Source organism: Sulfitobacter faviae, assembly GCF_029870955.1.
Lineage (GTDB): Bacteria > Pseudomonadota > Alphaproteobacteria > Rhodobacterales > Rhodobacteraceae > Sulfitobacter > Sulfitobacter faviae.
On sequence record NZ_PGFQ01000001.1, the window covers coordinates 2,517,631 to 2,541,774 of the forward strand.

The following is a 24,144-nucleotide window of genomic DNA, read 5'->3' on the forward strand; positions in this document are numbered from 1 at the left end:
GTTTTTTAGGTGACGATGCGGCCCTAGCCCGGTAGGGTCGGGTAAATTTGGTCGAAAAACTCCCGCAGAACGCGGTTAACTGGACAGGCGGACAGCACATGACACTCAACCTTTCAATGCCAGGACATGATGATCTGAAACCCCGTATCACCGTCTTCGGTGTTGGCGGGGCAGGCGGCAACGCGGTCAATAACATGATCGAAAAGCAACTTGACGGTGTTGATTTCGTCGTGGCCAACACCGACGCACAGGCGTTGCAGCAGGCTCAGGCCGAGAACCGCGTGCAACTGGGCATCAAAGTCACCGAAGGTCTGGGTGCGGGCGCGCGTGCCTCTGTGGGTGCTGCCGCTGCCGAAGAGAGCATCGAACAGATCGTCGACCACCTTGCCGGCGCGCATATGTGCTTCATCACCGCCGGCATGGGCGGCGGCACCGGCACCGGGGCGGCTCCGATCATCGCGCAGGCCGCGCGTGAACTGGGCGTGCTGACCGTCGGCGTCGTGACCAAGCCCTTCCAATTCGAAGGCGCCAAGCGCATGCGTCAGGCCGAAGACGGCGTCGAGACGCTGCAAAAGGTCGTCGACACGCTGATCATCATTCCGAACCAGAACCTCTTCCGTCTGGCGAACGAAAAGACCACCTTCACCGAAGCCTTCTCGCTTGCCGATGACGTGCTGTACCAAGGTGTGAAGGGCGTGACCGACCTGATGGTCCGTCCGGGTCTCATCAACCTCGACTTCGCCGATGTCCGCGCCGTGATGGACGAGATGGGCAAGGCGATGATGGGAACGGGCGAGGCCGAGGGCGAAGATCGCGCCATCCAAGCCGCCGAGAAAGCCATCGCCAACCCGCTGCTGGACGAAATCAGCCTGCGCGGTGCCAAGGGCGTGCTCATCAACATCACCGGCGGTCAGGACCTTACCCTGTTCGAACTCGACGAAGCGGCCAACCGCATTCGCGAGGAAGTGGACCCCGAAGCGAACATCATCGTCGGCTCCACGCTGGACGAAAGCCTTGGTGGCCTGATGCGCGTCAGCGTTGTCGCAACCGGCATCGACGCCACTGATGTGAACACCGAAATCCCGGTCCCGCGCCGCTCCATGAGCCAGCCTTTGCGTCAGAACGTATCGGTTGACGATGTGGCGCAGGTGTCCGCCGCACAGGCGCCGGTCGCTGCCTCCGTGGCCGCCGAAGCGCCGCAGGAAGTCGAACAGGCCGCCCTGTTCCAAGACCTCCAGCCGACACAGCGCGAGCAGGACCAGTATGAGGACGAGAACGTTGTCGAAGACGACGACGGTCTGCCCGCACCGGCGTACCAGCCTGAGGTCGCCGCATTCGAGCCGCGTCAGGAAGAGAACATCGAAGCCGAGCCCGAAGCCTTCGTCGCACCGCGTGCGCCGACCCCCGGCACACCGTCCCCCGAAGCGCTGGCCCGCCTGCGCGCCGCCGCACAGAAGGCCGCGCCCGAGCAGCACCGTCAGGCCCAGCAGCAGCAGGGTGAGCAGGGCGACAAGGGCCGTTTCGGCATCAACTCCCTGATCAATCGGATGACCGGCCACGCCGAAGGCGAAGCGCAAGCCCGCCCCGCGCGCCAGCAGCCGCCGGTGCAAACCCGCGCCTCTGCCGCCGCGCCGCAGCCGCAGGAAAACAACGATCCCGATCAAGAACGCATCGAAATCCCCGCGTTCCTGCGCCGTCAGGCCAACTGAACTGATCACGATGAATGACGAAAGGGCTGCCTTAGGGCGGCCCTTTTTTGTTTTAGAACAACGCCTTGCTCCCGGGTAAGCGTAGCCGTGCTCAAATGTTGCAGTGATGTTTCAGACCGTTGCAAAGATTGAGTTGAGCAAAACGAACCTGCCCCTTAATCCAGAGTTCAACACACAAGAAGATGTTCGAAGCTTGAGGATGACCCGGTGCAGACAACGATCAAATCAGCGGTAAGTTTTACTGGCACAGGCCTGCACTCCGGTCTGCCTGCGACGGTGACACTGCGCCCGGCGTCGGCCCATCACGGCATCTGGTTCTCGCGCAGCGATGTGGCGGTCGGTGACCGTCTGATCCCCGCCCGCTGGGACGCGGTGAACCGCTCGCCGCTCTGCACCAAGCTGGAAAACCCCACCGGCCTTTCGATCTCGACCGTCGAGCATCTGATGGCCGCCGTGGCGGGCTGTGGCATCCATAACCTTTTGATTGAGATCGACGGCCCCGAAGTGCCGATCCTTGATGGCTCCTCGCTGCCTTTCGTGCGCGGGATCATGCAGCGCGGTCTGCGCCAGCTTGCAGCCCCCGTGATGGCCTTCGAAGTGCTGAAAACCGTTACCGTGCAGGATGGCGACGCGGTTGCGACGATCTCGCCCGCGGATACGCTGCGCATCGACTTTGAGATCGACTTTGCCGATGCCGCCATCGGCCAGCAGCGCAAGTCGCTGGTGATGAACAACGGCTCCTTCGCGCGTGAACTCTGCGACAGCCGCACCTTCTGCCGTCAGGCGGATGTCGAGGCGATGCAGGCCAATGGTCTGGCGCTTGGTGGCGAAGCGGGTGAGAACGCGGTGGTTTTCGATGGCGATGCCGTCGTCAGCCCCGGCGGCCTGCGCCACGCGGATGAGCCTGTGCGCCACAAGATGCTCGATGCGCTCGGCGATCTGGCGCTGGCCGGGGCGCCGCTTTTGGGCCATTACGAAGGCAAACGCGCGGGCCATTCGCTGACCAACACGCTGCTGCGCGCGCTCTTTGCCACGCCGGATGCCGTGCGTCTGGTGGCCTGCGATGCAGCGCAAACGGCGCGGCTGCCCGGCTCCGGCCTGATCTGGAACGAAATCCCACAGGTTGCCTGATCCCGGGGTGGGGAGCAGCACCGCAAAGCGCAGGGCGCTTAGGCGGCGAAGTGCCATTGAACGCCCTGCCAATGCCTTGTATTCACTAAGCCGAAGTGACAAGCCTGACCCAGCGATGCGCCGCCGCGCAGCCGCCTGCGGACGGGGGCGGAATGGGCGTTTTGCAACGCAGTTTATTGTGCTAGTCACATGCGCAAGAGGGTCAAAGACCATGGGTTGGACGATGCAAGGGGTGCGGGCATGACGGTAGCGGGATCGCGCAAGCGGACGATCAGTGCGGTGCTTCTGGTCGCGACATTGGCAGCCTGCGGCGGTGGTGACGGACGCTCTGATGGGAACTTCTTCAACCCGCAGGAAATCCCGCTTGAAACCTATTCGGCTGAGCAGATTTTCGAGCGCGGCGAATATGAGCTGACCAACAACAACCCCGGCGAAGCGGCATTTTATTTCGCCGAGATCGAGCGTCTCTATCCCTATTCCGAATGGGCCAAACGCGCCCTGATCATGCAGGCTTTCGCCTATCACAAGGATCAGGACTATCCCAACAGCCGCTCCGCCGCGCAGCGCTTCATTGATTTCTACCCCGCCGATGACGATGCCGCCTATGCGCAGTACCTCTTGGCGCTGAGCTATTACGACCAGATCGACGAAGTGGGCCGCGACCAAGGGCTGACCTTCCAAGCGTTGCAATCTCTGCGCGCCGTGATCGAAGGCTACCCGGACAGCGAATATGCCCGCTCCGCGATCCTGAAATTCGACCTCGCCTTCGACCATCTGGCGGGCAAGGAGATGGAGATTGGCCGCTACTACCTGCGCCGCGATCACTATACCGCCGCGATCAATCGCTTCCGCGTCGTGGTCGAGGATTTCCAGACCACCACCCACACCGCCGAAGCGCTGCACCGTCTGGTCGAAGCTTATCTGTCGCTCGGCCTGAACCATGAGGCGCAGACGGCGGGGGCCATCCTTGGCCACAACTACCGGGGCTCCGAATGGTATGAGGACAGCTACAAACTGCTGACCGGGCGCGGCCTTGAGCCTGCCTTTTACAAAGACAATTGGCTGGGTGCAGCCTATCGCCAGACCATCAAGGGCGAGTGGCTTTAAGGGGGTGGGATCGCCCACCCGACGGTTCTAGATGCTGCGCGGACTTGATATTTCAGACATGCTGATCATCGACCGGCTGGAGCTTGGCTTCCAGCCGGGGCTGAACGTGCTGACCGGTGAGACCGGCGCGGGCAAGTCGATCCTTTTGGATTCGCTCGGCTTCGTTCTGGGCTGGCGCGGGCGTGCCGATCTGGTGCGCCAAGGGGCCGAACAGGGTGAGGTGACCGCGTGGTTCGATCTTCCGCCCGGCCACCCGGCCCATGCGGTGCTGGAAGAGGCGGGCCTGCCTGCCGGAGATGAATTGATCCTGCGCCGCATCAACACCTCCGACGGGCGCAAGACCGCTTGGGTCAATGACCGCCGCTGTTCGGGTGAGGTGCTGCGCCGCCTGTCCGAGACATTGGTGGAACTGCACGGCCAGCATGATGACCGCGGCCTGCTCAACCCGCGGGGCCATCGTGCCATTTTGGACGATTACGCCGGGAATGCCCGGGCGATTGCCAAGCTGCGCGAGGCGTGGAATGCCCTCGGCGCCGCCCGCAAAGCCGCCGCCGCTGCCGCTGCCGAACGCGAGGCCATCGCCGCCGAGGAAGAGTTCCTGCGTCACGCCGTGGCCGAGTTGGACAAGCTCGACCCCGAAGCGGGGGAGGAGGCCGCCCTCGACACCCGCCGCCGCCAGATGCAGGGGGCCGAGAAAATCCGCCGCGATGTGGTCAACGCCTATGAGTTGTTGGGCCAAGGCGGCGCAGAGACCGCCATGGGCGACGCGCTGCGCTGGCTCGACGGGGTGGCCGACAAGGCCGAAGGCGCGCTGGAGGGCCCGCTCGCCGCGCTCAACCGCGCCATGGTGGAATTGGACGAGGCGATGTCCGGTGTGGCCGATGCGATCGACGGCATGTCGTTCGACCCCTATGAGTTGGAAGCCTGCGAAGAGCGGCTTTTTGCGATCCGCGGCCTTGCGCGCAAACATGACGTGCAGCCCGATGAACTTGCCGGTTTCGCCGACACGCTGCGCGCCAAGCTCGACGCGCTCGATGCGGGCGAAGCGGCGCAGGAGGGGCTGGAGAAAGCCGTCCGCGAAGCGCAGGCGCTTTACGACGAACAGGCCACTGCGCTGACCGAGAAGCGGCGCAAGGCCGCGGCCAAGCTCGACAAATCCGTGGCGGCAGAGCTTGCCCCGCTCAAGATGGAACGCGCAGTGTTCCAGACGCAATTGACCGAGGAACCCGCAGGCCCCGAGGGGCGCGATGCGGTCTCTTTCACCGTCGCCACAAACCCGGGCGCGCCTGCCGGACCCTTGGGCAAAATCGCCTCGGGCGGGGAGTTGAGCCGGTTCCTCTTGGCGCTGAAGGTTTGCCTGACCCAGACCCAATCCGGCCTCACCCTGATCTTTGACGAGATCGACCGTGGGGTAGGGGGCGCCACCGCCGATGCCGTGGGCCGCCGCCTGAAGGCATTGGCCGCCGAGGGCAGGTCTTGGTCGTCACCCATTCGCCGCAGGTCGCAGCCCTTGGCGCGCATCACTGGCGTGTGGCGAAATCGGTGACCAAGGGCATGACCACCTCGACCGTCACCCCCCTTGCCGCCGAAGAGCGCGTTGATGAGGTCGCCCGAATGCTCGCGGGCGATACGATCACCGATGCGGCCCGCGCGGCGGCGGAGGCATTGCTCAACGGGCAACAGGGCGCGACGACTTCTTAAATGGCGGTTTTACCCAAGGTCAGCTTGCCCTAGACAGAAAGGGTTCAACTGGTCTTAGTCCCATGCCTTCGCAAGATAACGCTTTCTTTTCCCAACAACTTCAGCAGGCGCTTGGCGGCTGCAAACAGGGCTGGACGGTGCTGCGCACCCGCGGCCCGGGGAAGGTCACATTCTGGTTTATCGCGCTGCTGGTGGGCATCGCCGCGGGCTTTGCCGCCCTGTTCTTTCGCAAGGGTATCAACTGGTTGCAGGCCACGCTTTACGGCACGGACGATGTGCAATTCCTGCACAGCTTCCTTGCCGGGCTGCCGTGGTATTGGGTGGTGCTGATCCCGACCTTGGGCGGGTTGCTTGTGGGGTTGATCCTGCACCGTTTCACCCGCGACGGGCGCGCGCGCAGCGTGGGCGATGTGATCCTCGGCGCTGCCATGCACGACGGACGGGTTGAGACGCGCGCCGGGGTGGCCTCGGCGCTGGCCTCGCTCATCACCCTGTCCACGGGCGGCTCATCGGGCCGCGAAGGGCCGGTGGTGCATCTCGCCGCCGTGATCTCAACCAAGGTCAGCCGCTTTATCAAGGCCGATGGGATCACCGGGCGGGATCTGTTGGGCTGCGCCGTGGCGGCGGCGGTCTCGGCCAGCTTCAACGCGCCCATCGCTGGCGCGCTCTTTGCCCTCGAAGTTGTGCTGCGCCATTTCGCCGTCCATGCCTTTGCCCCCATCGTCATCGCCTCCGCCGCAGGCACGGTCATCAACCGGCTGGAGTTCGGCGGGCTCACGGAATTCGTCTTGCCGGGCCTTGGCGACGTGCAATTCTACGTCGAACTGCCCGCCTTCCTGCTTTTGGGGCTGACCTGCGGTCTGGTCTCGGTCGTGCTGATGCGCGCGATCTTCTGGGCCGAAGATTTCGGCAACTACTTGCAAGCCCGCACCGGCCTTGCCCGCTGGCTGCGCCCGGCGGTGGCGGGGGCGATCCTTGGGGTCATCGCGCTCTGGTTTCCCCATATCATCGGCGTGGGCTATGAGACGACCTCGCGCGCGCTGGTCGGCGAACTGGTGCTGCATGAGGCGATCATCTTTGCCGTGCTCAAGGTCGCCGCCGTGGCGATCACGCTCGGCGGGCGCATGGGCGGTGGGGTGTTCTCGCCCTCGCTGATGCTGGGCGCTCTGACCGGGCTTGGCTTCGGGATCATCGCCACCGGTGTCTTCCCCGAAATTTCGGGCTCTTCCTCGCTCTATGCTTTGGCGGGGATGGGGGCGGTGGCCGCCGCCGTGCTGGGCGCGCCGATTTCAACCACTCTCATCGTGTTTGAGATGACGGGCGACTGGCAGACCGGTCTGGCCGTGATGGTCGCCGTCAGCATGTCGACCGCGCTGGCCTCCCGGCTGGTCGACCGGTCCTTCTTCCTCACCCAGATGGAGAGGCGCGGCATCCATCTGGCCGCAGGTCCGCAGGCCTATCTGCTCTCAATGTTCATGGTGGGCCGCATCATGCGCCGCCCCGATGACGAAGACGCGGCTTCGGAAGACGCCTGTTGGGACTTGATCGACAAGGGCACCTATATCGACGGCAGCGCCACGCTAGAGGCCGCTTTGCCGCTGTTCGACCAGACCCATTCCAACTTTATCCCGGTGGTCACCCTCAGCGCGGATGCGCCGCCCGAACTGCTGGGCGCGCTGTTCCACGTCGATGCGCTGAAAGCCTATAACCGCGCCCTCGCCGCCACGGCGGCAGAGGAGCATTCCTGAGCCGCGCTCAGATCCGTTCGATGGCGATCTCTTCCATCGGGTTGAAAGCCAAATAGCCTTTGATCGCGGCCACATCGGCTTTCGGGTCTTCGTAAGACCACACGGCGTCCTGCAAGGTGCGGCTCTTGGTCACCACCGAGAAATAGGTCGCATCGCCCTTATGCGGGCAATGGCTGGTCTTATCCGTGCCATCAAGGAAAGCCATGGCGATGTCGCCACGCGGGAAATAGATCACCGGCGGATGGTCCCCCTCGTGCAGTTCCAGCGCGCCCGTGGACTCGCCCAATACGGCCCCGCCAGCGCGAACAACCCATGTGCCCTCAGCCGGAGTAATCTTGATATGGTCGGCCATGCCGTACCCCCTTTACTTAAATCGGACGCTCACAGGGGCGCCGTTGCCGCATCCAACCACAGTTTTGTAACAGGTGATACCCGCGGCCCGATCTTTTCCGCCACGTCGCGGTGATAGGCGTTCAACCAGTCCCGCGCCTCAGGGCTGAGCGCCGCCACATCAATCAAACGCCGATCGATCGGCACCAGCGTCAGCGTGCGCCAATCGAGCATTTCGCGATGCGCGTCGCCGCCGGGCAGGGCGGGGGCTTCTTGCACCACCAATAGGTTTTCGATCCGAATGCCAAAAGCCCCCTCGCGGTAATAACCCGGCTCATTGCTGAGGATCATACCCGGTTCCAGCGGCACATGGCTCATCTGGCTCAACCGCTGCGGCCCCTCATGGACCGACAGATAGGCGCCCACCCCATGGCCCAAACCGTGATCGAAATCCTGCCCCGCCATCCAAAGCGGCAAACGGCCCAGCATCTCGATATCCCGCCCTGCAAGTCCGCGTGGCCAGCGCAGGCGGCTCATGGCAATCATCCCCGAAAGCACCCGCGTGAAAGCCGCGCGCGCCTCCGGATCGGGGCTGCCGATGGCAATGGTGCGGGTGATATCGGTGGTGCCGTCCAGATACTGCCCCCGCTGTCGAGCACCAAGAGATGCCCCTCCTGCAAGACGGTATCGGTCTCTTCATTCACCCGGTAATGGATGATCGCCCCATTCGCCCCGGTGCCCGAGATCGTCTCGAAACTGATGTCGCGCAGCGCGGGGTCGCGGCGGCGCAGGCCTTCCAACTGCTGCACGACCTCCGTCTCAGTGACTGTGCCGGGCGCCTGCGCATCCAGCCAAGCGAGCAGCTCGACCATCGCGGCACCATCGCGCAAATGCGCCTCAGCCGCCCCGGCAATCTCGGCGTCATTCTTGCAGGCCTTGGGCAAGGCGCAGGGGTCTTCACCAGCCTGCGCCCGATCCCCCAGCAAATCCGCGAACAACAGCGGGGCCGACTGCCGATCAAGCCGCACCGGCCCCTCAAGCGCGCGCAGGTAATCTGGCAGCCCCTCAGGATCCCGCTGCACCACCTCTGGCCCCAGATGGTCCTCCACATCCACGAGCTTCTCAGCCGCCATGAACAGATCGACCCGCGCATCGTCATGCAACACGGCAAAACCATGCGCCACCGGGTTGCGCGGAATGTCCTGCCCGCGAATGTTCAGCAACCAGTTGTGGCTGTCGGGCAGGGTGATCAATGCCGCCTTCTGCCCCGCCGCGCGCAAATCAGCGGCCAGACGCCGGCGCTTGGCCTCATGGCTTTCCCCGGCAAAACGCTCAGGATGCGCCGCCACCCTGCCCATCGGCGCATCAGGCTGGTCTTCCCAAATACGGTCGACCATATTCGAGACGCGCCGCATCTCGATGCCAGACCCCGCCAAGGCCTCAAACAAAAGATCCATCTGCGCGGGCGTATGCAGCATCGGATCGAAACCAACCACGCCGCCCTCGGGCAATTGATCCTTCAACCAATCGGCCAAAGACACCTCGGGCCAAGGCACCGGGTAAAGACATCCGCCACCTGCGCTTTGACCTGCGTCCGATAGCGCCCGTCGATGAAAACACCCGCCACATCGCGCAGCGCCGCACAGAACCCGGCAGAGCCGGTGAACCCCGTCAACCAAGCCAGCCGATCATCCCGCGGGGCGACATACTCACCCTGATGCGCATCGGCGCGCGGCACGAGAAACCCGTCCAAGCCCGCCGCCTGCAATTCCGCACGCAGCGCCGCCAAACGCGGGGACCCTGTTCCGGACGCGCGGTGACCTCGAAACTCTGGAACACGCGGCCCCTCCTTCATCCTTTCTCAAATACCGATCCGACGGTTCAGCCCACGCGGCGCATGCCCATGACACGCGCCCGTTTCCGCGGATCGCTGTCAAAGAGCGCTGCGAGCTGCTCGGTCATCGCCCCGGCAAGCTGATCCACATCCGTGATCGTGACGGCGCGGTCGTAATAACGCGTCACGTCATGGCCGATGCCAATGGCCAAAAGCTCGACCGCGCGGCGTTTCTCGACCATGGCGATCACGTCGCGGAGGTGTTTTTCCAGATAGTTGGCCGGGTTCACTGACAGGGTGCTGTCATCCACCGGCGCGCCGTCGGAAATCACCATGAGGATCTTGCGCGCCTCATGCCGGGCCAGCATCCGCCGGTGGGCCCATTCCAGCGCCTCACCGTCGATATTCTCTTTCAGCAGACCCTCTTTCATCATCAGACCCAAGTGGTCCCGCGTCCGGCGCCATGGGGCGTCGGCGCTTTTGTAGATGATGTGGCGCAGATCGTTCAGCCGTCCGGGCTGCGCGGGGCGGCCATCGTTGAGCCACGCCTCGCGCGCCTGTCCGCCCTTCCACGCGCGGGTGGTAAAGCCAAGGATCTCGACCTTCACGTTGCAGCGCTCCAGCGTGCGGGCCAGCACATCGGCGCAGATCGCGGCGATGGAGATCGGGCGGCCCCGCATGGAGCCGGAGTTGTCCAAGAGCAGCGTCACAACAGTGTCGCGGAACTCGGTGTCCTTTTCGATCTTGAAGCTGAGCGGCGTCGTGGGGTTGGCCACCACCCGCGCCAGACGGCCCGCGTCCAACGTGCCCTCTTCAAGGTCGAATTCCCACGAGCGGTTTTGCTGCGCCTGCAAGCGGCGCTGCAACTTATTCGCCAGACGGCCCACAGCGCCTTTCAGCGGCTCGAGCTGCTGGTCCAGATAGGCGCGCAGGCGTTCCAATTCGATTGGCTCGGCCAGTTCCTCGGCCCCGATCACCTCGTCATGCTCGCCCTGATAGACACGGTATTCCGGGTCGGCGTCCGAGACGGGCGGCGGGGGCGGCGGGTCCATCGGCGCGTCGCCCTCGGGCATCTCCGCCTCGTCGCCCAGCTCCTGATCGGCCTCGTCATCCATCGAGACCTGCGCCTGACTTTCGTCTTGCTGCTGCTCTTGGCTGTTCTCGGGGGTGCCTTCGGCCTCTTCCTCGTCCTGATCGTCTTGGCCGGTGCTGTCGGGATCCTGTTCTTCTTCGGTGCCCTCTTCGGCCTGATCCTCTTGATCCTCGTCTTGGCTGTCGGGATCGTCGCCCAACTGATCGCCATAGCCGAGGTCCGAGATCATCTTGCGGGCCAGCCGCGCGAAATCCGCCTGATCGGCAAGGCTGCCGTCGATCCCTTCGAGCGTGCCGCCCGCCTGATCTTCGATAAAGCCGCGCCAGAGTTCCATCGCGTTCTCGGCCCCTGCGGGCAGGGGGCGACCGGTGGCCAGATGGCGCACCATATAACCCGCCGCGACCGAGAGCGGCACGTCGCTGGCCTGTTTGGCCTGATCGTAGCCGCGGCGCAGGGCCTCGTGCTTGATCTTGACGTCGATGTTGCCGGCGGTGCCGGGCATGTCGCGCGCGCCCATGGCCTCACAACGCGCTGTCTCCATCGCCTCGTAAAGCTCGCGCGCCATGTCGCCTTGGGGCGCATAGCGGGCGTGGGTCGCGGCATCGTGGTAGCGGCGGTTCAGCGCCAGCGCATCGGCGGTGCCGCGCGCCAGCAGCACCTCTTCGCGGGTCATCCGGCGGCTCACCTGCGGCAGGCGCATCGCGTCGCCGGAAAGCCCCGAGGGGTCGACCGAGTAGCTGACCGTCAGTTCGGCGTCATCGGCCATGACCTTGGTCGCCTCGGCCAGCGCCTTTTTGAACGCGTCAGCGGGGTTGTCGCTTTGTTTACTCATGCCGGTCCCCTTGTCTGTCAGGCAGGCGCGCGTCTGGGAAGGGCAGGGCGCCTTTGCGTGCCGAAACGCGTCCTGCAGGGCGGCGAGCGAACCCGCCGGGGCGGCTTAGCCCAAGCTCAGGCTGGCCGCGCTTTCGGGCAGTTCCTCGTCGAACAAACGCTGGTAGAACTCGGCCACGGTCTGACGCTCAAGCTCATCGCATTTGTTGAGGAAGGACAGCCGGAAGGCATAGCCCACATTGCGGAAGATCTCGGCGTTCTGCGCCCATGCGATCACGGTGCGCGGGCTCATCACGGTCGAAAGTTCACCATTCATGAAGGCAGTGCGGGTGAGGTCGGCCACGGTGACCATCTGCTTGAGGGTTTTGCGGCCCTTCTCGGTGTTGTAATGCGGGTTTTTCGCCAGCACGATCGCGGTCTCGGCGTCGATGCTGAGGTAGTTCAGCGTGGCGACAAGGCTCCAACGGTCCATCTGCGCTTGGTTGATCTGCTGGGTGCCGTGGTAAAGCCCGGTGGTGTCGCCCAGGCCCACGGTGTTGGCCGTGGCGAAGAGGCGGAAATAGGGGTGCGGGGTGATGATCTCGTTCTGATCCATCAGCGTCAGCTTGCCGTCATGCTCCAGCACGCGCTGGATCACGAACATCACATCGGCGCGGCCTGCGTCATATTCGTCAAAGACAATCGCGGTCGGGTTGCGCAGGGCCCAAGGCAGGATGCCCTCGTGGAATTCGGTGACCTGTTTGCCGTCGCGCAGCTTGATCGCGTCTTTGCCGATGAGGTCGATCCGGCTGATGTGGCTGTCGAGGTTGACGCGCACGGTGGGCCAGTTCAGCAGAGCGGCGACCTGTTCGATATGGGTCGATTTGCCCGTGCCGTGGTAGCCTTGGATCATGACGCGGCGGTTGTGGCTAAAGCCTGCGAGGATCGCCAGCGTGGTGTCGGGGTCGAACTTATAGGTGCTGTCGATGTCCGGCACGCGGCTGGTGCGCTGCGGGAAACCCTTGACGACCATATCGGTGTCGATGCCAAAGACATCGCGCACCGAGACCTCTTCGGTGGGTTTCATGTCATGTTCCAGTGCACCGTCGGCCATCGCTCGTCATCCTTTTCCTTAGGCGCGCGGTCGGGGCCGCGCGCGTATCTGGTGCAACATATCGTGCATATCCGCAAGGGGAAGGGGGCAACTGGCATTATCCGCAACCGGCCGCTGGTCCGGTCGCGGGATCAGTCCTTGAAGTTGCGGCTGCCCTTGATCTGGTCCCATGCCCAGACGACCAGTTGCAACTGCTCTTCCTGACTGCGGTCACCGCCGTTCATATCCGGGTGCAGCACTTTGATCAGCGCTTTGTAGGCTTTGCGAACCTCGGGCTTTGTCCAAGTGTCCTTGGCCTCGAGAATCTCGATCGCGCGGCGTTCGGTGGGCGGCAGGCGGCGGCCCGCTTGCTGGCCCTTGCCGGGGTTCTGGGTCGCGTTCTTGCCCAAGACCTGATGGGGGTCTTCGATGCCAAGACGGGCCCATGCGCGCTGCTCGGGGTCGCCCAGTGGTTTGGTGCTGCGCTCCCAGACCTTGTCCTTGGACATCTGCGCGTTCATCTCGGCCTCGGTGGTGCCGTCAAAGAAGCTCCACTTCGCGTTATATTCGCGCACGTGTTTCTGGCAGAACCAGAAGTAGTCATCCAGCACATCGGGCGCTTTGGGGGCGCGGAACTTGCCCGGCTCGTCGCAGCCTTCGTGGTCGCAAATCCGGGTCGAGGTTTCCGACGCACCGGACATGCCGCGGCGGCCGCGGGGGTTTTTCTTTTTGGAGGACGACACGGACATGTCGAATCCGAAGGGATCAGGTTTTGGCATGTGGATAGACCTTTCCGACTCAGGCCGGTCACCATATACCCTGCGTCGCAGGATTGAAGGGGCCGGGGGTAAAAACATGTCCACAACACAAGAGATTTCGGATCGGCTGGAAGCCGCTTTTGCGCCGCGTGAACTGGAAGTGGTGGATGACAGCGAAAGCCATCGCGGTCATGCTGGATTTCAGGAGGGGGGCGAAAGCCACTTTAACGTGCGCATCCGGTCAGAGCGTTTCAAGGGCCAGAACCGGCTGGCGCGGCACCGGGCGGTGCACAGCGCTTTGGGGCCGGACCTGATGGGGCGCATTCACGCGCTGGCGCTTGATCTGGACGAATAAGCGCCGCGTTTAGGGCTTTGTCTTATCGTCGTCTTCGTCGCTGCCCTGCGGCGAAGCTTCATCCGCTGAGGGCCGGACAGAAACGCAGGCGGCGTCGCCGCTTTGGCGGGTTCCTCTTTCGCGGGCACGTCATCCTCGGGCGTGATGGAGGCGGGCGCATCGGCCTGAAGCGCGGTGTCTTCGCCTTCGATCGTGGCGGCCAAGGCAGGCGTTGCGGCAGCAGTGGCGGGCGGCAGCAGATCGCCATCCTCCTGCTGGCCTGCAGCAGTCGCCAAGCGGCGGAACACCAGCACGTTGCGCCATTCCGTGGTGGTCGAGGTCAGGCCCGAACGCTCTTGCGAAGGCAAGGTCTCGGCCCGCTGGTATTCCCAGCCCTCGGCGGCTTGTTCGTTCAGGCATTCTTCCAAGGTTTTGGCGAAACGCGCTTCGGGGGCCTTCAGACCTTTGGCTTTCTGCCCTTTGCTGGGGGCGGGAAGGATCTTGTATTCGTAGCGCATAGGGGCCTCGGCTGGGTTGGCGACATAAGCCGCGTCAGGTGAGTTTCAGGCGGATTTGCGGCGGATGCCGATGCTGCGACCGGCCTGCGCCGGTTTGGGCAGTTTGGCATGGCTGCGGCGCATCGCGTCAAGACGGGTCAGGATGTGGTCCGGCATGGGGGCCACACGCGGGCCGGACTGGTCCACATGCAGCGTCAGCCCCTCGGCGGTGGCGGCAAGCCAGCCGTCGACGTGCCACAGTTCCTGAAAGCTGTGAAACCGCTTCTCGTCATGGTCGAGCAATTGGAAGGTGGTATAGACGCGGTCACCCTCATGCAGTTCGCGCAGGTAGCAGACGTGAAATTCAGCCACATAGGTGGTGCAACCCGTGCGTTGATACTCCGGCCCCAGACCGATTTCGCCATAGGCTTGGTCAACGCCCTGATCGAACAGGACGTTGTAATAGGCCATGTTCAAATGGCCGTTGAAATCGATCCATTCGGGGAGAACTGTCATCTCGCCCGAACGGAAGGGGGCCGGGGCGTCGCTCATTGCTGGGCGAGCTTGCGCGACACGATTTCGTTGACGGCCTTGGGTTGGCCTTGCCGCCCGTGGCCTTCATCACCTGACCGACGAACCAGCCCGCCAGCTTCGGGTTCTGCTGGGCCTTTTCGACCTGCGCGGGGTTGGCGGCGATGATCTCGTCCACTGCCGTCTCAATGGCGCCCGTGTCGGTCACCTGCTTGAGGCCCTCAGTCTCCACGACCTCTTCCGGCTCGCGCCCGGTTGTATAGGCGATTTCAAAGACTTCCTTGGCGATCTTGCCGGAAATCGCATCCGAGGCGATCAGATCGACAATGCTGCCCAATTGCGCCGGGGTGACGGGGCTTTCGGTGATGCCCTTGTCGTCTTTCTTGAGGCGACCGAAAAGCTCGTTGATGACCCAGTTCGCAGCCATCTTGCCATCGCGGCCCTGCGCCACGGCCTCAAAATAGCCCGCGCTGTCGAGATCTGCGGTCAGCACGGAGGCGTCGTAGTCCGACAGGCCGAAGTCATTGATGAAACGGGATTTCTTTTCGTCCGGCAGTTCGGGCAGATTGGCTTTGATGTCGTCCACCCATGCCTGTTCGATTTCCAGCGGCAGCAGGTCGGGGTCCGGGAAATAGCGGTAGTCATGCGCCTCTTCCTTGGAACGCATGGAGCGTGTTTCCTGCTTGTCGGGGTCGAAGAGGCGGGTTTCTTGCACAACCTCGCCACCGGCTTCGACAATCGCGATCTGGCGTTTGGCTTCGACTTCGATGGCCTGCTGGATAAAGCGCATGGAGTTCATGTTCTTGATCTCGCAGCGGGTGCCAAGATGCGAGAAGTCCTGCGTTTCCTGATACTTCTCATATTGACCCACACGGCAAACCGAGACGTTGACGTCCGCGCGCATGGCGCCCGACTGCATGTCGCCGTTGCAGGTGCCAAGGTAGCGCATGATCTGGCGCAGCTTGGCGAGATAGGCGGCGGCTTCCTCCGGCCCGCGAATGTCGGGGCGGGAGACGATCTCCATCAGGCAGACGCCGGTCCGGTTCAGGTCGACGAAGGACATGTTCGGGTCCATGTCGTGGATCGACTTGCCCGCGTCCTGCTCCATGTGGATGCGCTCGATCCGCACCAGCCGCGCGGTGCCGTCGCCCAGTTCCACCAGCACTTCGCCTTCGCCGACGATGGGCTCGTAAAGCTGGCTGATCTGGTAGCCCTGCGGCAGGTCGGGATAGAAGTAGTTCTTGCGGTCGAAAGCGGATTTGAGATTGATCTCGGCCTTGAGGCCCAGACCGGTGCGCACCGCCTGTTCGACGCAATATTCGTTGATCACCGGCAGCATGCCGGGCATCGCCGCATCGACGAAGGCCACGTTGCTGTTGGGCTCGGCGCCGAATTTGGTCGAGGCGCCCGAGAAGAGCTTGGCGTTCGACGCGACCTGCGCGTGCACCTCCATCCCGATGACCAGTTCCCAGTCATGTTTGGCACCGGCAATCACGCGCGGTTTCGGGGTGTCGTAACTCAGATCAAGCATCGCGGCCGCCTTCGGTCAATTGGAACTTGGCCGGTCATACTGGAGCGCACCACGCGCTTCAAGAGGCAGGCTTAGCCCGGCACGGCAATCTGGCGGCGGCCTTCGGTGAAAATGACCCGTTTGCCCGCTTCGATCTCACGTTGGAAGAGGCCGGTGATGATGCGCATGGCCTCGTCCCGGCCCGAGGCGGCGAAACGCCGGGCCGAGCGGACGCGCAGGTTGTTGTCAAAGCCGCGCGCAGCATGGGCCCAGAGCATCGGGTGCAGTTCCGTCATATGGTCGCGCACGATCCACCGCGCGCAGTCGGCAATCTCGGCCCGGACGGCCCCGGCGGCATCCTCTGTCTCCGCCGCCTGACCGATGGCGCTGGCGCAATAGGCGGCCAGCAGGTTGGCGGTATGCGGATCGGGGCGGCGGGCGAGGATGTCGTGCAGCCCTTCGATGAAAAACGGCACATCAAGGTTGGCACAGGCCTGCGCATCGCAGCTGATCGCGTCGAATTGCACCCAAGTATAGCCGCCCGCGCCCCATGTCTCTTGGGTCCGCGCGGCGGTGCGGCGGGCCTCGAGTTCCAACTGGTCATATGAGCCATGCCACCGCGGCAGAAGGTGGTTGCCCATGGCCCGCATGGGGCGCGGGTTTGCGGGGTTCAGGTCGATGAGCCGCGCGTAGCGGTCCGCCACGGCGCGGGCGTCACCGCCGGTTCCCCCAAGCAGGGCACAGTGCGTCGCCGCGAGCAGGGGCGAGGCGGCTGTGTCCTTGTCGAATGGCGCGAGAATTTGCTCGGCGCGTTCAAAATGCGCGGCGAAGGCCGCATGGTTGCGGGCGGGCACGTCGCTGTCCCAGCCCGTGCCGCGCCAGGCCCAGCCGATGTCCATATGCGCCTGCGCCACGATGGCGGCGATCATCGCGCTATCGGCGTGATCGGCCAGTACATGTTCCAGCGCTTCGATCCCTGCCATCAGGGGCGCGTCACTGGCCGGTTTACCGTCGTAAAGCGCGTGTTCCGCGGCGAGAATCACATCCGCCCGCGCGCCAAAGGCCATCAGCTCGGCCACCGGCATGGCGCCCGGTGTCATCTCGCGGTTCTCGTCGGCCTCCTGCAAGAGCTCTGCCATCTCCTCCCAACGTTCTTGGCGCACCAGCCATTGCGCGCGGTACTGGTGACGGTCGCGCTGCATTTCTTCGGCGGTGGGGTCGGGGCAGGAAATGCGCAGCAGCGCGTCGCGCGGCGCGCGGCGGCGCAGAAGCGGCATTTCCAGCGGCTCGAACTCGGGCGCTTGGGGCGCGGGCTTGGCAAAGAACCCTTGCAAAGCGGACGGGATCATATGCGAGAGTTTCTTCATCTGGGGCCGTCCTGCCTGCTGTTTGTCGATGATTTAGGTTTGACCGGGCAATGGGGCGGAACCGTGTCCGGCGTGCGGAGCTTTCGGGAAAATTCTGCAGCGCAGTCGGGCAGTCGGGGGCGATCCTTCGCGACAATCCGGCGGCGCGGCGCGCGCTGTTTCCCGATCAGAGGAAATCTGCCGATCCCGCGCCCCCGCCGCGCTTGCCAAGCGCGTTTCGGGGCGGTCTTATGCGCGCCATGAAACCTGCCATGATCGCCCTATTGCTCTGCGCTAGCCCCACCATGATTTGGGCCGAATTGCCCAAACAGCCCGCCCCGGTGGTAGAGGTGGATAACGTGGTGCAGACCGCCGCCACATCTTTGTCCTTCCCCGATGAGGTCGAGGCCGAGGACGAACCGCCCGCACTTGAGACCGCGCCCTTCACCACAACGCTGCGCCCGCCCGCGCGTCCGGGCAACCTGCCGCGCACGCGCTGGCAGCATATGCGGGGGCATTCGCTTTGGACCCGCGCGGCGATCTCGGCGCTGAAATCCCACGGCAAGCCCTTGGTGGATATGGTGCCCGCCGATGTGGCGGAGTGGTGCCCGGCCTATCCGACGGCATCCGACAGTCAACGCCGCGCCTTTTGGGTCGGCTTCATGTCGGCGCTGGCCAAACATGAGAGCACCTATCGGTCTTGGGCCGTGGGCGGGGGTGGCCGCTGGTACGGGTTGTTGCAAATTCTGCCGGGCACCGCGCGGGGCTATAAATGCAATGTCGGCAGCGGTGACGCGCTCAAGAACGGCGCCGCGAACCTGAGTTGTGCCGTGCGGATCATGGCGACGACCGTGCCGCGCGACGGGGTGATCGCCGGAAACGGGCGGCGCGGCGTCGGGGCCGATTGGGGGCCGATGCGCAGCGCGTCCAAACGGGCGGATATGTCCCGCTGGCTGCGGCGGCAGTCCTATTGCAAACCGTTGAACGCGACCCGGCCCCGCAGCCGCCCGTAGACTACTGGATCAGCGTGAAGTGATGCCGTTCCGTCGTGATGCCGCGCGCCTGAAACGCGGCTTCCAATGCGCGGTGCGGTGGGGTGGCCTCGAAAGGCAGTTTGATCCTGCGCCCGGTGCGGAGAATGACCGTGGCGCGCACGGACATATCAAGACGCGTATCGAGCCGAACCCGGTCGACCTGCGCCAGCGCGATTTTTGCATCTCGTTTGCCGGTGAACCACGACAGGCTGTGCTGGTCGAGCGTCAGGCCGCTCGCTGGATTGCTGAAGACCTCCCATAGCGCGGGCAGGGTAAAAAGCCCCAGCAGCCCGATGATCCAGCCCGAGGCGTCGAGCCAGAGCCACGCCGCCGCGAGGGCCAGCCAGATCACGGGCAACAGCAACAGGGCCGATCGGCTGCGGGCATGGCGGCGGTAAGTATAGGCCGCCATGCCCTCTGTCTGAATAGGCGTGTCAGGCACCGCGAATGCGGCTGAGCATCTCGGAGGTGTCCCGGCTAAGATCGGGGCTGGCGAGGATGCGGTCGAGTTGGGTCTCGATCATCTTTTGTCGCGCCATGTCATAGCGCCGCCATGTCTGGAAGGCCGAGCACATCCGCGCCGTGGTCTGCGGGTTCACCGGGTCGAGCTTGATCAGCCAATCGGCCAGCAGGGCGTAGCCCTTGCCGCTCTCGTGGTGGAACCCGGCGTGATGCATGGCAAGACTGCCAAAGACCGCGCGGAAACGGTTGGGGTTCTTCCAGTTAAAATCGGCATGCTGGGTAAGCCTGCGCGCCACTTCGGCCGCCTCTTCCGGCGCGGCTTGGCTGACTTGCAGCCCGAACCATTTGTCCATCACCAGACGGTCATCCCGCCACTGCGCCTCAAAGGCGGCCAGCGCCTTGTCGCCTTGGCCCGCACGCAGCAGGGCGGCGAGGGCGCTGAGCTGTTGGGTCATATTGTCGGCATCGTCGAACTGCGCCTGCGCGCGGGCCGGTCCCTCAACGCGGGTCAGCAGGGCAAGTGCCGCATTGGTCAAGGCGCGTTTGCCCGATTGCGCTGCATTGGGCTGATAGGGGGCGTCGATCCTGTGGCGGTCATAGAGATCACCCAGCAGTGCGGCAAAACGCTCGGCCATGGCATCGCGGGTGGCCTCCACCGCCTGATGGATCGCCGCCGGATCCGGCGTTTTGCCTGCGTCATGAAGGGTGCTGGCCAGATCAGCGTGGCTGGGCAGCCCCAGCATCAACGCGCGGTAGGCAGGCTCAAGCGTCTCATCCTCTAACACCGCCCGCTGAGCTGCGAGCCATGCGTCATCCGGCGCGCTGTTTTCGGTGATCGCGGCCAGCAAGGATTGCCGCGCCAAGGTGCGCCCGGCCTCCCACCGGTTGAAGGGATCGCTGTCATGGGCGAGCAGCAGCAGGCGCTCTTCTTTCGAGAGGTCTTGATCCAGCACCACCGGGGCGGAGAAACCGCGCAGCACCGAGGCCACGGGGCGCGCATCCAACCCGTCGAAGGTAAAGCTCTGTTCGGCCTCGGTCATCTCCAACACGCGAGAGGGAGCCACTTCGGCCCCATCCGCGCCGATCAACCCCACGGTGATGGGCAGAACCTGCGGTTTCGGCTCAAGCGTGGCGGTGCTGGGCGGGGTGTGCTGGGTGAAGGTCAGCGTGAAGATGCCTTTGCCCGCATCCCAAGCCTCCACCACCGAGAGGCGCGGCGTGCCCGCCTGCGAATACCAGCGTTTGAACTGGGTCAGATCCCGGCCCGTGGTGTCTTCAAACACCTTCAGCCAATCTTCGATCGTCGCCGCATCGCCGTCGTGACGCTCAAAATAGAGGTCGAGCGCCTTGGCATAGGCGTCATCGCCCACCAAAGTCTTGAGCATGCCGATCACCTCGGCGCCCTTTTCATAGACGGTGGCGGTGTAGAAGTTGTTGATCTCTTGAAAGCTTTCGGGCCGTACCGGGTGGGCCAGCGGGCCTTGATCCTCGGCGAACTGACGTGCGCGCAGGTCGATCACGTCGCCGATGCGTTTCACCGCCGGAGAGCGCATGTCTGAGGTGAACTGCGCGTCGCGGTAGACGGTCAGCCCTTCCTTGAGACAAAGTTGGAACCAATCGCGACAGGTGATGCGGTTGCCGGTCCAATTGTGGAAATACTCATGGGCGATAATCGCTTCGATCCGCTCGAAATTATCATCCGTCGAGGTTTCGGGCGAAGCGAGAACGGCGGCGGAGTTGAAGATGTTCAGCCCCTTGTTCTCCATCGCGCCCATGTTGAAGTCATCCACCGCAACGATGTTGAAGATGTCGAGATCGTATTCACGACCGTAAACCTCTTCGTCCCACTTCATCGAGGCTTTGAGCGCCTCCATCCCAAAGGCGCATTTGCCTTCGTCGCCGGGACGCACATAGAGGTTCAGATCGACCTCGCGGCCCGACATGGTGGTGAAACGGTCGGAATGGGCGACCAGATCGCCCGCCACCAGCGCGAAAAGATAGGCAGGCTTGGGCCATGGATCATGCCATTCGGCATGGTTCTGCCCCTGCGTCACTGGATTGCCGTTGGACAGCAAAACGGGATGCGGGCCGTTGATAGTCACGGTGAAGACGCTCATCACATCGGGACGGTCGGGGTAATAGGTGATCTTGCGAAAGCCTTCGGCCTCGCATTGGGTGCAATACATGCCGCCCGACATATAAAGCCCTTCGAGGGCGGTGTTGTCCTTTGGGTCGATCTCAACCTCGGCCTCCCAGATGAAGGGGCCGTCGGGCACATCGCAGGTCAGCCCGCGTTCCGTCACCTTCGGGGTGACCGGCTTGCCGTCGATCTGCGCAGAGACAAGCTTGAGTTGTTCACCATGCAAGAAAAATTCAGCCTCCTGCGCCGCCGGGTTGGGGCGAAAGGCGATGCGGCTTTCGACCCGCGTCTTATGGGGATCGAGGTCAAAGGTCAGGGCCACCTCATCCACCAGAAAGCCGAAGGGCTGGTAGTCACTGAGATAGATCGTTTGGGGGGTGGCGTCGCGCATTGGGCCTCCAGTCGCGGGAACGTAATTGGTCTAGGAAATGTTATGTCTCCAGAAGGCGGCCTGCAAGCCGAGCTGCCCCAACTTCGAGCAATGAGGTGTATCCATGTCCGCCCCCGACACCGATACCGAAACGCAGAAGAAACGTCATCGTCCCGCTTTGATCGGTATCAAAACCGCAATCATCGCAGGGGCACTCTTGATGATTGCCGGCATCGTCTACGCGGTGTTGCAGGCCACCGACCCCTCGCCGGAAGGTGAGGCCCAGCCCGTGGATGGCCCGGCGGACGCCGAGCCTGTGATCGCCACCCGGAGCCAGTGGCCGACTAGCGCCGCTATCGCCTGCCTGCCCGCGCTTGCGCCGCTTTGCCTTTCTGCTAGACCTTTCACAAAGGTATCCAGCGCGGGAGAGGGCGGAGAATGACGGGTAGAATTGACAAGAACGGTTTGCAGGTAGAGCCCGCACTGGTCGACTTCATCGAAGGATCGGCGCTGCCGCGCACCGGTGTAGACGCGGATGTCTTTTGGGCGGGGCTGTCGGACCTTGTGCATGACCTCGGGCCGAAGAACCGTGCGCTTCTTGAAAAACGGGCCGAAATTCAGGCCAAGATTGACGACTGGCACCGCGCGCGCGCAGGCCAGCCCCATGACGCGGAAAGCTACACCGCCTTTCTGCGCGAGATTGGCTATCTTCTGCCCGAAGGGCCGGCGTTCCAGATTGAGACGCAAAACGTAGACCCCGAAATCGCGCAGGTGCCCGGGCCGCAGCTTGTAGTCCCGATCACCAACGCACGCTTCGCGCTCAACGCCGCCAATGCGCGCTGGGGCAGCCTTTACGACGCATTCTATGGCACCGATGCGCTGGGCGATCTGCCGGTGGGCAAGGGCTATGACGCGGAGCGCGGCGCACGGGTGGTGACACGGGCAAAAGCCTTTTTGGACGAGGCCGTGCCGCTTTCGGCGGGCAGCCATGCGGATTTGGCCGGGTATCGCGTTGTGGATGGGCACCTTGAAGCTGTGATGGCGCAGGATGCCGCGCCCTGCGGCTTGGCCGATCCGGCGCAGTTCGCGGGCTACCAAGGCGCGGCGGAGGCGCCCGATGCGGTGCTTCTGCGCAACAACGGGCTGCATATCGAGATCAAGATCGACCCCGAGCATGCCATTGGCAAGGACGACCCCGCCAGCGTTGCGGATGTGATCATCGAATCCGCCCTCTCGACCATCATGGATTGCGAAGACAGCGTCGCGGCGGTGGATGCCGAAGACAAGGTGCTGGCCTATGGCAACTGGCTGGGGCTGATGAAAGGGGACCTTGCCGAGACCTTTGAAAAAGGCGGCCAGACCGTCACCCGCCGCATGGCCGAGGACCGTCGCTATACCGCGCCCGATGGGGAGGGGGAGGTCACGCTGAAGGGCCGTTCGCTGATGCTGGTGCGCAATGTTGGCCATCTGATGACCAACCCCGCCGTGCTCGACCGCGAGGGGCGCGAGATTGGCGAAGGGCTGATGGACGCCATGGTGACCACGCTGATTGCCATTCATGACCTCAAACGCGCGGGCGGCAACTCGGTCACCGGCAGCGTCTATGTGGTGAAGCCCAAGATGCACGGGCCCGAGGAAGTGGCCTTTGCCGATGAGATTTTCACCCATGTGGAAAAGACACTCGGCCTGCCACAATATACCGTGAAGCTCGGCATCATGGACGAAGAGCGCCGCACCAGCGCCAACCTCATGGAATGTATCCGCGCCGCGAAACACCGCGTGGCCTTTATCAATACCGGTTTCCTCGACCGCACGGGGGACGAAATCCATACCAGTATGGAAGCCGGTCCGATGGTGCCCAAGGGCGAGATGAAGAACAGCGCTTGGATCGCTGCCTATGAGGATCGCAACGTCGATATCGGTCTCGCCTGCGGCTTGCAGGGCCGGGCGCAGATCGGCAAGGGCATGTGGGCCATGCCCGACCGTATGGCCGAGATGCTGGAGGCCAAGATCGGCCATCCCCAATCCGGGGCCAATTGCGCCTGGGTGCCATCGCCCACCGCGGCCACCCTGCACGCCACACATTACCACAAGGTTAACGTCTTGGCGCGGCAGGAGGAGATCAAAGAGGGCGGCGCACGCGCCACGCTTGACGCGCTGCTGACCATCCCGGTGATGGAAGGCCGCAACCTCAGCAGCGAGGAAATCACCCGCGAGATCGAGAATAACGCGCAGGGCATTCTGGGCTATGTCGTCCGCTGGATCGATCAGGGCGTCGGCTGTTCCAAAGTGCCGGACATCAACGATGTGGGCCTGATGGAAGACCGCGCGACCTGCCGCATCTCGGCCCAAGCGCTGGCGAATTGGCTGCATCACGGCGTCATTAGCCGCGAGGAAGTCGAGGCCGCGCTTAAAAAGATGGCAGCCGTGGTGGACCGTCAAAACGCCGAGGATCCCAGCTATGGCCCCATGGCCCCGGGCTTTGACGGGGTGGCCTTTCAGGCGGCCTGCGATCTGGTGCTGAAGGGGCGCGAACAGCCCTCGGGCTATACCGAACCAGTGCTGCACGCGCGCCGGTTGGAGCTGAAGGCGCAGAGCTGAGGTTG

Annotated in this window: 17 protein-coding genes and 3 pseudogenes; 9 read left to right on the plus strand and 11 right to left on the minus strand. The window is 63.8% G+C overall.

The window, feature by feature from the left end; all coding sequences use genetic code 11:
• Positions 1-98 precede the first annotated feature (98 nt).
• The 5 genes and pseudogenes from ftsZ to CUR85_RS12980 all read left to right on the plus strand — a co-directional run bounded on the left by ftsZ (position 99) and on the right by CUR85_RS12980 (position 7,396).
• Complete coding sequence (gene ftsZ / locus CUR85_RS12960; protein ID WP_067263259.1) at positions 99-1,709, plus strand: cell division protein FtsZ; 1,611 nt, start codon at positions 99-101, stop codon at positions 1,707-1,709.
• A gap of 207 nt (positions 1,710-1,916) precedes the next feature.
• Positions 1,917-2,840, plus strand: coding sequence for a UDP-3-O-acyl-N-acetylglucosamine deacetylase (gene lpxC, locus CUR85_RS12965; RefSeq protein WP_067263262.1), 924 nt, complete (start codon positions 1,917-1,919; stop codon positions 2,838-2,840).
• Between the two features lie 240 nt (positions 2,841-3,080).
• Positions 3,081-3,947, plus strand: a complete 867-nt coding sequence (locus tag CUR85_RS12970; protein WP_067263264.1) for an outer membrane protein assembly factor BamD — start codon at positions 3,081-3,083, stop codon at positions 3,945-3,947.
• A 31-nt stretch (positions 3,948-3,978) separates the two neighbouring features.
• A pseudogene (recN, locus tag CUR85_RS12975) lies at positions 3,979-5,648 on the plus strand (DNA repair protein RecN).
• 62 nt (positions 5,649-5,710) lie between these two features.
• The gene (locus CUR85_RS12980) at positions 5,711-7,396 is read left to right on the plus strand and encodes a chloride channel protein (protein ID WP_067263270.1); all 1,686 of its coding nucleotides are present in this window, start codon (positions 5,711-5,713) and stop codon (positions 7,394-7,396) included.
• A gap of 7 nt (positions 7,397-7,403) precedes the next feature.
• Here the strand turns inward: CUR85_RS12980 and CUR85_RS12985 are convergent, their stop codons facing one another.
• From CUR85_RS12985 to CUR85_RS13005, 5 genes and pseudogenes are all read right to left on the minus strand, one after another.
• Entirely contained in the window at positions 7,404-7,748 is a 345-nt protein-coding gene (locus CUR85_RS12985) for a DUF427 domain-containing protein (protein ID WP_067263273.1), read from the minus strand.
• Between the two features lie 29 nt (positions 7,749-7,777).
• A pseudogene (locus CUR85_RS12990) lies at positions 7,778-9,565 on the minus strand (aminopeptidase P family protein).
• Between the two features lie 42 nt (positions 9,566-9,607).
• Positions 9,608-11,485 carry a cobaltochelatase subunit CobT gene (gene cobT / locus CUR85_RS12995; RefSeq protein ID WP_067263278.1) on the minus strand — a complete coding sequence of 626 codons (1,878 nt, stop codon included), beginning with the start codon at positions 11,483-11,485 and terminating at the stop codon, positions 9,608-9,610.
• 105 nt (positions 11,486-11,590) lie between these two features.
• Positions 11,591-12,577, minus strand: a complete 987-nt coding sequence (gene cobS, locus CUR85_RS13000; protein ID WP_067263280.1) for a cobaltochelatase subunit CobS — start codon at positions 12,575-12,577, stop codon at positions 11,591-11,593.
• Between the two features lie 131 nt (positions 12,578-12,708).
• Positions 12,709-13,335, minus strand: coding sequence for a J domain-containing protein (locus CUR85_RS13005; protein WP_067263283.1), 627 nt, complete (start codon positions 13,333-13,335; stop codon positions 12,709-12,711).
• Between the two features lie 76 nt (positions 13,336-13,411).
• Here CUR85_RS13005 and CUR85_RS13010 point away from each other — a divergent pair, with 76 nt between their 5' ends.
• A complete protein-coding gene (locus CUR85_RS13010) occupies positions 13,412-13,669 on the plus strand; it encodes a BolA family protein (protein WP_067263286.1) in 258 nt (85 codons plus the stop codon).
• On the opposite strand, the gene CUR85_RS13015 is transcribed toward CUR85_RS13010, so the two are convergent.
• From CUR85_RS13015 to CUR85_RS13030, 4 genes and pseudogenes are all read right to left on the minus strand, one after another.
• Positions 13,639-14,166: a DUF4177 domain-containing protein gene (locus tag CUR85_RS13015; RefSeq protein ID WP_280322683.1), complete on the minus strand. Its 528-nt coding sequence runs from the start codon at positions 14,164-14,166 to the stop codon at positions 13,639-13,641. The genes CUR85_RS13010 and CUR85_RS13015 overlap by 31 nt on opposite strands.
• 45 nt (positions 14,167-14,211) lie before the next feature.
• On the minus strand, positions 14,212-14,661 hold the full coding sequence (locus CUR85_RS13020; RefSeq protein ID WP_280322684.1) for a thioesterase family protein: 450 nt from the start codon (positions 14,659-14,661) through the stop codon (positions 14,212-14,214).
• 32 nt (positions 14,662-14,693) lie between these two features.
• Positions 14,694-16,207: pseudogene (gene gatB / locus CUR85_RS13025) on the minus strand (Asp-tRNA(Asn)/Glu-tRNA(Gln) amidotransferase subunit GatB).
• 71 nt (positions 16,208-16,278) lie between these two features.
• The gene (locus CUR85_RS13030) at positions 16,279-17,553 is read right to left on the minus strand and encodes a hypothetical protein (RefSeq protein WP_231886320.1); all 1,275 of its coding nucleotides are present in this window, start codon (positions 17,551-17,553) and stop codon (positions 16,279-16,281) included.
• Between the two features lie 239 nt (positions 17,554-17,792).
• On the opposite strand from CUR85_RS13030, the gene CUR85_RS13035 reads away from it, so the two are divergent.
• Positions 17,793-18,545, plus strand: a complete 753-nt coding sequence (locus tag CUR85_RS13035; protein WP_276155684.1) for a transglycosylase SLT domain-containing protein — start codon at positions 17,793-17,795, stop codon at positions 18,543-18,545.
• Position 18,546: 1 nt separating this feature from the next.
• On the opposite strand, the gene CUR85_RS13040 is transcribed toward CUR85_RS13035, so the two are convergent.
• Together CUR85_RS13040 and pepN are read right to left on the minus strand one after the other, a co-directional pair.
• A complete protein-coding gene (locus tag CUR85_RS13040) occupies positions 18,547-19,008 on the minus strand; it encodes a hypothetical protein (protein WP_082852016.1) in 462 nt (153 codons plus the stop codon).
• Entirely contained in the window at positions 19,001-21,559 is a 2,559-nt protein-coding gene (gene pepN / locus CUR85_RS13045; RefSeq protein WP_067263298.1) for an aminopeptidase N, read from the minus strand. Before pepN ends, CUR85_RS13040 begins: the two co-directional genes overlap by 8 nt.
• Before the next feature lie 103 nt (positions 21,560-21,662).
• Here pepN and CUR85_RS13050 point away from each other — a divergent pair, with 103 nt between their 5' ends.
• Together CUR85_RS13050 and CUR85_RS13055 are read left to right on the plus strand one after the other, a co-directional pair.
• Positions 21,663-21,980 (plus strand): hypothetical protein, encoded by a 318-nt coding sequence (locus tag CUR85_RS13050; RefSeq protein ID WP_280322685.1) that lies wholly within the window; start codon positions 21,663-21,665, stop codon positions 21,978-21,980.
• On the plus strand, positions 21,977-24,139 hold the full coding sequence (locus CUR85_RS13055) for a malate synthase G (RefSeq protein WP_067263303.1): 2,163 nt from the start codon (positions 21,977-21,979) through the stop codon (positions 24,137-24,139). Before CUR85_RS13050 ends, CUR85_RS13055 begins: the two co-directional genes overlap by 4 nt.
• The last annotated feature ends 5 nt before the right edge of the window (positions 24,140-24,144 follow it).